Genomic DNA, 13,062 nt, shown 5'->3' on the forward strand with positions numbered 1-13,062 from the left:
GTATGTGGAGCTTGATAGCATTTATTTTCTTCGATATTTATTTTTTACGTTTTCCCGTAAAAGAAATAATATACTAGGTACTAAATTTACAACAATTTAAAACTAAAATAATATGGCAGAATTTACAGAAGATGATTTACTGTATGATGATTACGAGAAGACAACCACTGCAAGTGATGATCCTAAGTACATAGGAAAGAAAGATAGGGATAGGGTAAATAAGAAAGAACTTTATGAAGTCAAAGATTTTTGTAATGCATTTTTGAAAAAGCATAATTTAGAAAAAAAGGGTAGTTTTCAAAAAGTTGAAGAATTAATTCGCCTGCCTGAAGCCAGCAAAATTGTTATGAGAGATGAATTAATAAAGTTCGTTGAAAAACATTGGAAATAGTTGAAAAATATAGTAAAGCTCTTAGATTGTAGCTTTACTATATTCTAACGATTGTTTTTTTTCTTTTTTCTCTGTTTCTTTTTCATTTGAAATGCAAAAACTTGTTCCTCCTGATCCGTATTTGTATCTGAAGACAATAAGCTGGAAAAGAATCCGTCAAAAACTCCGCTTATGCTAGCCGTAAGAAATTGTTCTGTGCATACTTCCTCAGAAAAATTAAAGTGATCATTATGATTATATTTTGTTTCACTCTTAATTTCTAACTCATTCCACAGTGTATTGAATGAGTTGGCAGATAGTTCTTTACTCAGCTGTGAGCCATTCCAGACTAATTTTGAGTTATGATCTATGAATGTAATTCCATATATTCTTCCCTGATTATTTTTTCTAATAACTGTAGCAACTCCCTGCTCCAATAGTTGAGACTTAAAAGAAGCTTCCGATTTACTCGTGCTGAGTGCAGTTTCTACTGTTCTTTTAAGAAGATGTTTTGAAGGATCATTTTTTATTTTCACTTTAGATTTCTCAATGAGCACCTGAATATTTTCTACTCCTGCATGCTTACCAAAAAGGGATGATTTAAAAGGATTACTTACTTTCTTTCCATTTTCATCCGTAGCAAAATAGACGATTCCCTTTCTCATCTTTCCATGCAGTTCTCCGCTAACCTCTTCACTGGAAATATTAAATTGAGAGAGCAAAGCGTTATAAGCACCCATACTTTGAAAGCCATAGGTTTTAGGGATATGCCTTATTACGGATGATAATTGTGTTTTGATACTTCCTTTAGTATAATCTACAGTTTTAAAAATAGAGCTTTGATTTAAATTTCTGTTCTCACCAGCGACTTTCAGGTTATATTGTTTTTCCAGTTTTCTGCAGGCTTCCATTGATCGCGGGTGATCATAGCGATCTGATATTTTCTTCCCATCGATTTGTACACAAGTGGTGACGATATGGATGTGAGTTCTGTCGATATCCGTATGTTTAAAAACGACATAGGGTTGGTTGCCATACCCCATTTCCTCCATATATTGTTGAGCCATTTCTCTATAATCTTTGTCATCAACCTGATCGTTAGGGTCAGGATTAAGGGAAATATGTCTTACCGGTTTTTCAGTTTTGTTATTGGCAATCAAGTAGGGTTCAAAATACTGATGAAAAAATTTAACCGAATAAGGTCGATCCCACAAATCAGGAATCTTATTAGTGTATAAAACCGTTCCATTTTCGTTGTCCACTTTTTGCTGATTGTAGGTAAGCGCACCCCAAAGATTTTCACCTTTTCCAATTTTTGCGATCATTTATCAGTAGTTTTTTGAATATGGTTTTGTTCAAATTCTTTCGTAAGTTCTATCACCTGTTTACAGATTACAGCTAGATTTTTAGTATGATTTTCCAGTTTAAAGAGATAGAGAGAAGCTTTTTTCTCAGTAAAGTTTCGATATAAAATTTTTACAATCTGATTATAATTGTTTCCAATCGACTGAAACTGGTAAAAGAATTTAGTGAGTTGAGTATGATAATCCATCGTTGAAACATCCACTTTTATAATTTTTAATTCTCTCTGAAGCAAAATTGTTGTAATAAATTTGGCTTTGTTGCTCATGCCTGAAGCTTCAAATAATTTTAGAAAACCAACATTTTCTTCATCTGTCAATCGAAATACATATCTGTTTTTGCTTGGGTTCAGCTTAGGCTTACGCCCTCCTTTATTGTTTCTATTCGTTTCCATATTCTCTAATTTAATTTTAAGAAAATCACGACTTCGGAGTGGTTTTTAAAGCCCCAGCCAGGGCAAGTTGTTTTGAGGCACGAAAAAAGTTATGAGGCACTCAAAACATAACTTGCCCCTTTCGGGTGAAAGGAAATATCTTGAATTGAATAGATTTATAACATTATACTATTCAGACACTACCATTTCAAAAAACTCCTCAATCTTCTAAAGCAAAGTAAATCACATTCAATTAGAGAAACGGAATAGTAAACAAAGCCAAAGAAGGAAGTGGGCTGCCAAGAACTACCATTATAAAAGCACTGAAACAGAAATATTTTTCATTTGCATCAGATTGAGGTCAGGACTAACTGCAAATCCGATAGAATTCTATAACTCTGGAAATCCTGCCTTCTTGCCTTCTAGACTGTCAGCTTTCGTGATATCATTTTTGACAGATAGAAGTCAGAAATTCAATCTATCAGGAGTGCAAGATGGATGAGATTGATTAATCAATGCTGGAAGCCAATACAGCTTTCACGGATCATAGCTAACATTCGTGAGGGCTAAGTATCATGCTTGAGTTTATGATGGTTTGAAGGCCTGCTGTCCATCAGCCTTTCAACTTTGGATTAACTAAAATTCAATATAATGAAAACAAAAAAACAACCCACAATTATTGCTTTTTCCACTCAAAAGGGAGGTGTAGGAAAAAGCACGTTTACAACATTAATGGCAAGTATCCTTCATTATCGAATGGGATATCAGATTGCTGTCTTTGATTGTGACTTTCCTCAGTACAGTTTACTCCAGATGAGAGAGCGGGATTTAAAAATGGTGATGCAGAATGAAATTTTAAAAAAGATGGCTCACAAACAATTTACGAGTATTAATAAAAAAGCTTATCCTATTTTTCAAAGTAAAACTGATCAGGTTTTACAAGAAATAGATATGTATGTTGATGGCTCGGAAATAACTCCTGACATTGTTTTTTTAGATCTGCCGGGAACTGTGAATACTGTTGGTATTTTAAAAACGTTGACGAATGTCCATTATATTTTTTCTCCTATTACTGCAGATCGTCTCGTATTGGAAAGTACGCTAAGTTTCACGAATGTTCTAACCAATGTATTAATGAAAGAAACGCAAACAGAAATCCGGGATATCCATCTTTTCTGGAATCAGGTGGATGGAAGAGAGCGGACATTACTTTACAAAAATTACAGTAAAGTGATTTTGGATTTAGGGCTTCCGCTTATGGAAACAACCATTACAGATAGTAAAAGATTTCGAAAAGAAGGGGAGACCATTACAAAGGCTGTTTTCCGATCAACTTTACTGCCTGCAGATCCTAAGCTGCTAGCACAATGCAGGCTGGATCAATTTATAAAAGAATTTTTAAGAATTGTAAAACTATAAAAGTATGGATTACGATAATAATAACAATCAAGATCACAGTATCGATGAGCAATATCTGATGTCCATTATGGCAGGAAGTCCCAAGAAAGAAGTTCCTGTAAAAAATGCAGACCCCAAAAAAGAGAAAGCTGCAACAAAAAATAAGTTGAAGATTCAGAAAAGTAATGATGTAAGTTATATGGAGCAGTTTCTTAAGCATCATACAATGACTAAGCGTGGGGATAAAAGTATTTATATCCGTCCTGAATATCACGAACGCCTCTCACGCATTATTCAAATCATCGCTGATGACCAGATTCCTCTTTATGCTTATCTGGATAATATTCTGGCTTATCATTTTGAAATGTTTGAAAAGGAGATTACTGATGATTTCAATAACAAATACCGTCCAATCTTTTAATCTATCATCTTATGGAACAAATAATCATCATCGGTTTATTAATCATTCTTGTTTTAGTTCTTGTAGACAAAAAATTTTCAATCAATATCCGTGGAAAAGATAATGTTACTAAAACTAAGAATCTACCATCTATTATTGGAGATACAAAACAAAGAGAAAGACAAGCATCGCCAATCGATACGAATGAGAGACAAAATGAATCTACTTTACAAGCAGAATATATTTTTGAATCAGAAACCAGAGAAGCTGAATTTGATACTATGGGTCAGACTAAAAATCTGGATGATATCCTAGTTAAAAATGATGAATGGGAGCAGGAGAATGAAGATTGGAAATATGAGAGCTCTACTATTGAAAGCGGGTTTGCTACAGGGGTTACCTTCCAGGAATTGAGTACTGCGGGTGAGCTGCTTCAACAGGACGTGCTGAAGCCTGACTTAGAACGACAAGCAGTAAATATAATTCAAAAAATTCAGGGAACCGAGCTTTTTGATCTGTTAGAGAACTCTTTAGGAGATGCTTCAAAAAGAATTGCCAGTTTGTTAAACGAGAGTATTTCAAATAATGACAAGGCCGTTACTTCTAAGCATAATAATTCTGTAGATGGTTTCGATATAGGGGAGTTTGTATAGACGAACTCCCTTTTTTCTATATTAATGGTCGTATTAAGTATAAACCATTTTCTTTAGCCATAAACTTATTCTAACAAGCAATATTAAAACTGGTACTTCTACCAAAGGCCCGATTACGCCGACAAATGCCTGTTGAGATTGGATTCCGAACACTGCAATCGCTACAGCAATCGCCAATTCAAAATTACTTCCTGTTGCTGTAAAAGCTATCGAAGCATTTTTATCATAAGGAACACCAAGCGATTTGTTGATAGAGAAACTCACAAAGAACATTAGCACGAAGTATATCATTAATGGTATAGCTATTTTTACCACATCTGATGGTAATTCTAAAATCTTATCTCCTTTAAGACTAAACATAAGTACAATCGTAAATAAAAGCGCATATAAAGTCAGTGGAGATATAGTAGGAATAAATTTTCTATTGTACCATTCCAAACCTTTCGATTTGATTAATAAGTAACGGCTCAAAAAGCCTGCTAGAAAAGGAATCCCTAGATATATCAAAACACTTTCAGTAACGTCTGTCATTAATACAGTCACATTAAAATTAGCCAAACCAAGCTTTGCCGGTAAAACATTGATAAAAAGCCAAACCAGAAAACTATAACTTAATACCTGAAATATACTGTTCAAGGCTACCAACAATGCTCCATACTCACGATTACCTTTTGCTAAATCATTCCACACAAGTACCATTGCAATACATCTGGCTAAACCAATAAGAATTAAACCAATCATATAATTAGGTTCATCTCTCAGGAAAATAATTGCTAATAAAAACATTAAAACCGGACCGATAATCCAATTCAGTAACAAAGAAATTCCAATTGTCTTTTTGTCTTGAAAAACTTTAGGCAACAATGAATAATCAACCTTTGCTAACGGTGGGTACATCATAATGATTAAGCCAATTGCCAATGGAATATTTGTTGTTCCGATGGACAAGGAATTGGTAATATTAGAAATACTGGGAAAGAAGTATCCTAAACCTATCCCTAAAAACATAGCCAAGAATATCCATAAAGTGAGGAATCTATCAAGAAATTTTAATTTTGGTTGCATTTACATTTGTTTAATCAATTCTTATTTTTTTATCTGAGAAAAAACATAGAACATTTCTGCACCAATCTGCAAACTTCTTTCATTGTAAACCGCCGTTTGTTCGGGCGTATTATCTGAAATTTTAGGGTCTTCAAACGTTATTGGAATGCGTTTATCTGCCCCTGCAATAAAAGGACATCCTCCATCTGCCTGAGAACAGGTCATAATCGCAACAAAGCCACTAGTAGGATTAAATGAACTGTCATATCTCTTAGAAAAACCAATAATTGGGTGTTTATCTTCATCATACTTGATAGTGTATACAGGATTTTCTGTATCAGAAATTTTATTGATAAAAAGCCCCTGTTCTTGCAAAGTCTCTACAACTTTGGGAAACATAGCTGTTTCTTCCGTGCCTCCTGAATAACAAATTACATTCGACAAATTATAATAAACACTTGCAACCTGTGCCCAAACTTGTGACAAATGGCTTCTTCTTGAATTATGGGTACAAATAAAGTTAATGGTTACTTCTTTTTGTTCTTCAACCCTTTTTTGAATAAAATCAACTAATGGAGCTAAAGTAGCTTTTCTATCTTCGCTGATTTCCTGATTTTTCAATAACTCTATTGTTTTTAATAGTTTTGAATACATAATTTTATTTGAATTTAGCAGCACCCAGAATTTGGAGTGCAACAAGAGGTTTGATTATTAGAAAGTTCAGATAAGTTTACTTTTTGTTTTTCAGCTGGAATTCCGCAAGCATCCTGAGCTAAGCACGCTGTTGTTTTATTTTTAAGAACAAAATTTTTCCCATTAAATTCCAAATCAAATTTGCCTATTGTAGTATTTTGATATTCAACTTCAATTTCGTCATCTTCAATACCAAGTTTTTCTTCTGATAGCTTAATAATATTTAAAAGTTTTGCGGGTTTTAGACGATGTTCAAAATCATCAGCATTCCACAATTGAAAGTTTACTACTTTTTCATTTCTGATTGTTCCGCCACAATCGATAAAATGTTTTGTTATAGTTCCTACTTCTGTTACATGAAAATGCTCAGGAACAAATGTTCCATTTTCTAATTGAAATTCAACATTATCCAGTGTGGGTAAGATTTCTTTAATTTCAGATAGTTTCATAAATTTTTATTTATTGGTTAAATGCAATATTGCGATATATGTATTTAAAAAAAATGCCTTAACAGCATTTCTGATTTGTAGTCGTCAGAATTATATTTGAAAAATAATCTTTTAGTATTGCAAAAGTACTTTCATCAATACAGTAGCAAATCGCAGTTCCTTCAATGTTACCTTTTATAAGACCTGCATTCTTTAATTCTTTTAAATGTTGAGAAACCGTTGCCTGCGCTAATGGCAATTCATTAACAATATCACCACAGATACAGGTATTTACCTTCAAAAGATATTCAATAATCGCAATTCTTGCGGGATGCCCTAATGCTTTTGCTATTATAGCAATTTTATTTTGTTCATCTGTAAAATGGTCGGTTTTGGTCGCTCCCATAATTTTGTAAAATAATTTATCGCAATATTACGATTAATTTTTTGAAGTTCAAAAATTAATTTTAGTAGAAGTGGTCATATTACTATTTAGGTGCCACTAAAAGCCATTCACTTCCCACTGCTGACATTTCCCGATAAGTCTGTTTTTCCAAAGCACATTTGCTACTGAGTCCTGCAGAGTGCAGTTCTCATTAACAAAAAAATGTTTACAAAATGGAAAAACAGAGAAAAAAACTGATCTATGCAATACTGGCAATTTTGGTTGCTCCGTATGCTTTTTCACAAGGCAATGGCAGTGCCGGGATCAACGAGGCTACGCAGATGGTCACTTCTTATTTTGAACCCGCTACCCAATTAATTTACGCCATAGGTGCAGTCGTCGGACTCATTGGAGGCGTTAAAGTTTACAATAAGTTCAGCAGTGGTGATCCTGACACCAGTAAGACGGCTGCCAGCTGGTTCGGAGCATGTATCTTCTTAATTGTTGCCGCAACAATCCTTCGTTCATTCTTCCTTTAAAATGATGATTATGAATAGTTATCATATCAATAAAGGAATAGGGAGGACGGTAGAATTTAAGGGACTTAAAGCGCAATACCTTTTTATTTTTTCAGGCGGTTTGTTAGGAATACTCATATCCTTAATGATTATGTATATGGCTGGAGTTAATACGTACCTGTGTTTAATTCTCGGAGGTGTAAGCAGTGGACTTCTTATATGGCAAACCTTTACACTGAATAGAAAATACGGTGAGCACGGTCTGATGAAATTAGGCGCAGGCAAGAAGCATCCAAAATATATCATCAGTCGAAAGAGTATTTACAGGTATTTGAAAACTAACCGTAAAAGAATAGACCTATGAGAAATTCTTCCAAAGCAGCCACTTTGGAAAGTAAATTTCCATTGCTGGCTATCGAAAATGATTGTATCATTTCAAAGGATGCTGATGTTACGATTTGCTTTAAGGTTAGACTCCCTGAGCTGTTTACCGTTGCTTCCACTGAATATGAAGCCATGCATTCCACTTGGTTCAAGGCCATTAAAACACTCCCAGATTTTACTGTGGTTCATAAGCAGGATTGGTTTATTAAAGAAAACTACAATCCTGATCTTTCAAGAGAAGATCAGAGTTTTCTTTCCAAGTCTTTTGAAAGACATTTCAATGAGAGACCCTTTTTAAATCATTACTGCTATCTCTTTATAACAAAAACCAGTAAGGAGAGAATGCGGATGCAGAGTAACTTTTCATCTCTATGCAAAGGCAAGCTGATTCCAAAAGAGATTAAGGACAAAGAAGTCATCAATCGCTTTCTTGAATCTGTTGACCAGCTGGAGCGGATAATGAATGACAGTGGTTATATCCATCTGGAAAGGATAACAGAAGATGAGATATCCGGAACTTCCGAAAGGTCAGGACTACTGGAGCAATATCTGACCCTATCCCGTGAAACCCATCCATCATTGCAGGATATCAAGTTAGGATCTGAAGAAATGCGAATCGGTAACAATCGTATTAGCATGCACACCTTATCGGATACAGAAGATCTGCCCGGCACTGTTTCATCACACAGCCGTTATGAGAAGTTAAGCACCGACCGCAGTGACTGTCTTCTATCATTTGCTTCTCCCGTGGGTCTTCTGCTCAGTTGCAATCACATTTATAACCAGTATCTGTTCATTGACAACAGTGATGAGAACCTTCGTCAGTTTGAAAAATCTGCAAGGAATATGCATTCACTGGCGAGATACAGTAGAGCAAATCAAATCAATAAAGCATGGATCGAGAAGTATCTGAATGAAGCACATTCTTTTAGTCTGCAATCCATTCGTGCTCATTTCAATGTGATGTCATGGTCTGATAATCCTGCGGAGTTAAAGCAGTTAAAGAATGATACTGGAAGTGCTTTGGCTTTAATGGAATGTAAACCTCGTCATAATACGACAGATACAGCAACATTATATTGGGCAGGAATTCCGGGCAATGCAGCAGATTTTCCAAGTGAAGAAAGCTTCTACACATTCATCGAACCTGCTTTATGTTTTTTCACATGGGAAACCAATTATCAGGATTCACCGTCACCATTTGGGATTAAGATGGCTGACCGTCTAACGGGAAAGCCGATTCATCTGGATATTTCAGATCTGCCGATGAAGCAGGGGATTATCACCAATAGAAATAAGTTTATTCTTGGACCTTCCGGAAGTGGTAAATCCTTCTTTACGAACCATATGGTACGACAGTATTATGAGCAGGGAGCGCATGTCCTTATTGTAGATACCGGAAATTCCTACCAGGGATTATGTGAACTCATTAAAGGTAAAACCAGAGGAGAGGATGGTGTGTATTTCACTTATACAGAAGACAATCCTATTGCTTTCAATCCTTTCTATACCGATGACGGAATCTTTGACATTGAAAAAAGGGAGAGTATCAAAACCTTGATTCTGACACTATGGAAAAGAGATGATGAACCACCAACCCGTTCAGAGGAAGTGGCCCTGTCCAATGCTGTAAGTGGATACATTGAAGTGATAAAATCTAATGACCAGCATCCTTCTTTCAATAGATTCTATGAGTATGTCAAAGAAGATTACCAGAAGGTACTGGAGCAGAAGAAAGTCAGGGAAAAAGACTTTGATATTGCTAACTTTCTCAATGTGTTGGAACCTTACTACAGAGGAGGGGAGTATGACTATCTGCTCAATTCAGAGAAGCAACTGGACTTGTTATCCAAGCGTTTTATAGTCTTTGAAATTGATGCGATTAAAGATCATAAAATTCTGTTCCCTATTGTGACCATTATCATAATGGAAGTCTTCATCAATAAGATGCGAAGATTAAAAGGAATCAGAAAACTCATCCTCATCGAAGAAGCCTGGAAAGCCATTGCCAAAGAAGGTATGGCAGAGTACATCAAATACCTTTTCAAGACGGTAAGAAAATTTTTCGGAGAAGCCATTGTGGTGACTCAGGAAGTCGATGATATTATCCAGTCACCGATTGTTAAGGAAAGTATCATCAACAATTCGGATTGTAAGATTCTTCTTGACCAAAGGAAGTACATGAACAAGTTTGATGATATTCAGGCAATGCTGGGACTAACCGATAAAGAAAAAGCTCAGGTGCTTTCTATCAATATGAATAATGACCCTCGAAGGCTTTACAAAGAAGTTTGGATTGGATTAGGCGGAACGCACTCTGCGGTCTACGCGACCGAAGTATCTACCGAAGAATATCTGGCCTATACTACAGAAGAAACGGAAAAATTGGAAGTGATGAATCTTGCATCAGAACTTGAAGGCAATGTCGAACATGCCATCAAGAGGATTTCTCTTAAGAGAATCAAATCGAATACAAAAGAAAATTAAATCATTTAAAAATTTAAAAACAATGAAAAACTTAATCATTAAAACCTTAATGGTAGCATTTTTTGCTGCCGTGACCTATACAAAAGCACAATTTGTCGTAACAGATCCCGCAAACCTGGCTTCGGGAATTTTAAACTCAGCCAATGAAATCGTGCAGACTTCATCAACGGTATCTAACGTTGTTAAGAACTTCAATGAAGTTAAGAAAGTATATGAACAGGGTAAGGAGTATTATGACCAGCTGAAAGCCATTAATAATCTGGTCAAAGATGCCAGAAAGGTTCAGCAGACTGTTCTTTTGGTAGGTGATGTTTCTGAGATGTATGTGAATAATTTCGGTAAAATGCTGAGTGATCCCAACTTCAATGCGCAAGAATTAGCTTCTATTGCCAATGGTTATTCTGCGCTTCTTACCGAGAGTACGGAGCTATTGAAAGAACTCAAAGAGATCATCACTTCTAACGGTCTTTCTCTGAATGATAAAGAAAGGATGGATGTTGTTGACAGAGTCTATAAAGAGGTCAAAGCGTATCATAATCTGGTACGATACTATACCAATAAGAATATTTCGGTTAGTTATCTCAGAGCAAAAAAACAGAACAACACCCAAAGGGTGTTAGATCTTTACGGAACCTCTAATCAAAAATACTGGTAAGATGGAACCGAGCAACTTACACGAAGTACTTCGTTCCGTTTATGAGGAAATGATGCCGATGTGCGCTGATATGGCGGCAGTAGCCAAAGGTGTTGCGGGATTGGGAGCTTTATTCTATGTAGCACTAAAAGTCTGGCAGTCATTGAGCCGTGTAGAACCTATTGATTTGTTTCCCATGCTGAGACCTTTTGCCATAGGCATATGCATTATGTTTTTTTCGACATTGGTTTTAGGAAGTCTTAATGGGGTAATGAGTCCGATTGTTAAGGGAAGCCACTCAATGCTGGAAAATCAAGTGTTGGATATGAATGAACTGCAGCAGAAAAAGGATCTTTTAGAACGAGAAGCGATGCTCAGGAATCCGGAGATGGCTTACCTTATTTCAAATGAAGAATTTGATAAAAAGCTGGAAGAGCTAGGATGGTCGCCATCGGATTTGGTCACGATGTCCGGAATGTATATTGAACGAGAAATGTTTGCCATCAAAAAAGATATCAGAGATGGTTTCCGGGAGTTTCTTGAAATATTGTTTCAATCGGCAGCCTTGGTTATTGATACGATAAGGACATTCTTTCTGATAGTGCTTTCAATCTTGGGACCAGTAGCATTCGCGATTTCAGTTTGGGATGGATTTCAGACCACTTTAAGTCAATGGCTGACAAGATATATCAGTGTTTACCTATGGCTGCCTGTTGCTGATATTTTCAGTGCCATTCTTGCCAAGATACAAACCTTGATCTTGGAACGGGATATCGAAATGCTCGCAGATCCAACCTTTATTCCTGATACCTCAAATACCGTTTACATCATCTATATGGTGATTGGGATCATAGGTTATTTTACGGTGCCAACGGTGACTGGTTGGGTAATTCAGGCTGGAGGAGCAGGCAATTTCATACGTAATGTAAATCAAACTGCCACGAAATCAGGCAATGTTGCAGGAGCAGCAGTAGGTTCAGCAACAGGAAATATTTCGGGAAGATTATTAAAATAAAAAAATGTAGTGGTATGGAATTTAAAACTTTAAGAAATATTGAGAGCAGCTTCAGGCAGATCCGCTTGTTTACGTTTGTTTTTGCCGTGTTGTGTTTTGGAGTGGTAGGTGTAGTTGTCTTTAAATCCTATCAGTTTGCCGAGCAGCAGCGTCAGAAAATATATGTCTTGGATAATGGCAAATCTTTAATGGTGGCTTTATCACAAGATATGTCGATGAACAGACCTGTGGAAGCAAGAGAGCATGTGAGACGATTTCATGAATTGTTCTTTACGATAGCACCTGATAAGAATGCTATTGAAAGTAATGTAAAAAGAGCGTTTAATTTGGCCGATCAATCTGCATTTAACTACTATAAAGATCTTCAGGAGAAAGGCTACTATAACAGAATTATTTCAGGTAATATCCAGCAAAGAGTTGAGGTGGACAGTGTTGTTGCCAACTTTGATAGTTACCCATATGACGTAAAGACGTACGCAAGACAGTTTATAATCAGATCCAGTAATCTTACCATAAGGAATTTAGTTACCAATTGTTCATTGGTTAATTCTGTACGGTCTGACAACAATCCGCAGGGATTTACCATTGAAAAATTCAACGTGCTTGAAAATAGAGATGTCGAAACTTTTGAACGCTAAAAGAAAAGTAATGAAAAAACTAAGAGATAAAATCGAAAATTATGTTGTAAAGGTTGAAAATCATTGGAAAGTTCTTCCAGTAGAGCGACAAAAATTCCTGACCAAGGTTTTCTTTGGCAGTTATGTTTTGCTGACAATTATTGTCATTATCAGTGTTTTCATTTCTACAAGTCAAAGAAGTAATGTCATGTCTATCAATCATATTGATGGTATTTCTAAGAAATCTATCGAAAAAGATTCTGAACAGAATGACACAGTAGAATCACTCATTAAAAAATAG

The 13,062-nt window shown here is 35.8% G+C and carries 17 protein-coding genes; 11 read left to right on the plus strand and 6 right to left on the minus strand.

Going from position 1 to position 13,062, the window contains the following annotated elements:
• Window positions 1-112 precede the first annotated feature (112 nt).
• Window positions 113-391 (plus strand): hypothetical protein, encoded by a 279-nt coding sequence (locus CHRYMOREF3P_RS01040; protein ID WP_079240875.1) that lies wholly within the window; start codon window positions 113-115, stop codon window positions 389-391.
• 44 nt (window positions 392-435) lie between these two features.
• Here the strand turns inward: CHRYMOREF3P_RS01040 and mobB are convergent, their stop codons facing one another.
• Together mobB and mobA are read right to left on the minus strand one after the other, a co-directional pair.
• Window positions 436-1,695: a conjugal transfer protein MobB gene (mobB, locus tag CHRYMOREF3P_RS01045; protein ID WP_149831926.1), complete on the minus strand. Its 1,260-nt coding sequence runs from the start codon at window positions 1,693-1,695 to the stop codon at window positions 436-438.
• Complete coding sequence (mobA, locus tag CHRYMOREF3P_RS01050; protein ID WP_079240877.1) at window positions 1,692-2,126, minus strand: conjugal transfer protein MobA; 435 nt, start codon at window positions 2,124-2,126, stop codon at window positions 1,692-1,694. The genes mobB and mobA overlap by 4 nt, the downstream gene beginning before the upstream one ends.
• 630 nt (window positions 2,127-2,756) lie before the next feature.
• On the opposite strand from mobA, the gene CHRYMOREF3P_RS01055 reads away from it, so the two are divergent.
• From CHRYMOREF3P_RS01055 to CHRYMOREF3P_RS01065, 3 genes are read left to right on the plus strand one after another with little or no spacing between them, the layout of a single operon-like run.
• Window positions 2,757-3,524, plus strand: coding sequence for a ParA family protein (locus CHRYMOREF3P_RS01055; protein WP_149831927.1), 768 nt, complete (start codon window positions 2,757-2,759; stop codon window positions 3,522-3,524).
• A gap of 4 nt (window positions 3,525-3,528) precedes the next feature.
• The gene (locus CHRYMOREF3P_RS01060; protein WP_149831928.1) at window positions 3,529-3,924 is read left to right on the plus strand and encodes a DUF3408 domain-containing protein; all 396 of its coding nucleotides are present in this window, start codon (window positions 3,529-3,531) and stop codon (window positions 3,922-3,924) included.
• An 11-nt stretch (window positions 3,925-3,935) separates the two neighbouring features.
• A complete protein-coding gene (locus tag CHRYMOREF3P_RS01065) occupies window positions 3,936-4,556 on the plus strand; it encodes a hypothetical protein (protein WP_180563643.1) in 621 nt (206 codons plus the stop codon).
• A gap of 33 nt (window positions 4,557-4,589) precedes the next feature.
• On the opposite strand, the gene arsB is transcribed toward CHRYMOREF3P_RS01065, so the two are convergent.
• The 4 genes from arsB to CHRYMOREF3P_RS01085 are packed head-to-tail and all read right to left on the minus strand — an operon-like array spanning window position 4,590 to window position 7,127.
• Entirely contained in the window at window positions 4,590-5,621 is a 1,032-nt protein-coding gene (gene arsB, locus CHRYMOREF3P_RS01070) for an ACR3 family arsenite efflux transporter (RefSeq protein WP_180563644.1), read from the minus strand.
• A gap of 21 nt (window positions 5,622-5,642) precedes the next feature.
• On the minus strand, window positions 5,643-6,254 hold the full coding sequence (locus CHRYMOREF3P_RS01075) for a low molecular weight phosphatase family protein (protein ID WP_149831931.1): 612 nt from the start codon (window positions 6,252-6,254) through the stop codon (window positions 5,643-5,645).
• A gap of 14 nt (window positions 6,255-6,268) precedes the next feature.
• Window positions 6,269-6,742, minus strand: a complete 474-nt coding sequence (locus tag CHRYMOREF3P_RS01080; protein ID WP_149831932.1) for a DUF6428 family protein — start codon at window positions 6,740-6,742, stop codon at window positions 6,269-6,271.
• A 58-nt stretch (window positions 6,743-6,800) separates the two neighbouring features.
• Window positions 6,801-7,127 (minus strand): ArsR/SmtB family transcription factor, encoded by a 327-nt coding sequence (locus tag CHRYMOREF3P_RS01085; protein ID WP_180563645.1) that lies wholly within the window; start codon window positions 7,125-7,127, stop codon window positions 6,801-6,803.
• A gap of 212 nt (window positions 7,128-7,339) precedes the next feature.
• On the opposite strand from CHRYMOREF3P_RS01085, the gene CHRYMOREF3P_RS01090 reads away from it, so the two are divergent.
• Genes CHRYMOREF3P_RS01090 through CHRYMOREF3P_RS01120 form a run of 7 tightly spaced genes read left to right on the plus strand, consistent with a single transcriptional unit; the run spans window position 7,340 to window position 13,062 of the window.
• Window positions 7,340-7,645, plus strand: a complete 306-nt coding sequence (locus tag CHRYMOREF3P_RS01090; RefSeq protein ID WP_047384015.1) for a DUF4134 domain-containing protein — start codon at window positions 7,340-7,342, stop codon at window positions 7,643-7,645.
• Between the two features lie 10 nt (window positions 7,646-7,655).
• Window positions 7,656-7,988, plus strand: coding sequence for a DUF4133 domain-containing protein (locus tag CHRYMOREF3P_RS01095; RefSeq protein ID WP_180563646.1), 333 nt, complete (start codon window positions 7,656-7,658; stop codon window positions 7,986-7,988).
• On the plus strand, window positions 7,985-10,495 hold the full coding sequence (locus CHRYMOREF3P_RS01100) for a TraG family conjugative transposon ATPase (RefSeq protein WP_180563647.1): 2,511 nt from the start codon (window positions 7,985-7,987) through the stop codon (window positions 10,493-10,495). Before CHRYMOREF3P_RS01095 ends, CHRYMOREF3P_RS01100 begins: the two co-directional genes overlap by 4 nt.
• 49 nt (window positions 10,496-10,544) lie before the next feature.
• Window positions 10,545-11,150 carry a DUF4141 domain-containing protein gene (locus tag CHRYMOREF3P_RS01105; RefSeq protein WP_228442233.1) on the plus strand — a complete coding sequence of 202 codons (606 nt, stop codon included), beginning with the start codon at window positions 10,545-10,547 and terminating at the stop codon, window positions 11,148-11,150.
• A gap of 1 nt (window position 11,151) precedes the next feature.
• Entirely contained in the window at window positions 11,152-12,144 is a 993-nt protein-coding gene (gene traJ, locus CHRYMOREF3P_RS01110) for a conjugative transposon protein TraJ (RefSeq protein ID WP_180563648.1), read from the plus strand.
• A gap of 14 nt (window positions 12,145-12,158) precedes the next feature.
• Complete coding sequence (traK, locus tag CHRYMOREF3P_RS01115; protein WP_180563649.1) at window positions 12,159-12,782, plus strand: conjugative transposon protein TraK; 624 nt, start codon at window positions 12,159-12,161, stop codon at window positions 12,780-12,782.
• A 10-nt stretch (window positions 12,783-12,792) separates the two neighbouring features.
• A complete protein-coding gene (locus CHRYMOREF3P_RS01120; RefSeq protein WP_232538934.1) occupies window positions 12,793-13,062 on the plus strand; it encodes a hypothetical protein in 270 nt (89 codons plus the stop codon).

Origin of the sequence: Chryseobacterium sp. JV274, assembly GCF_903969135.1 — a bacterium.
Classification (GTDB): domain Bacteria; phylum Bacteroidota; class Bacteroidia; order Flavobacteriales; family Weeksellaceae; genus Chryseobacterium.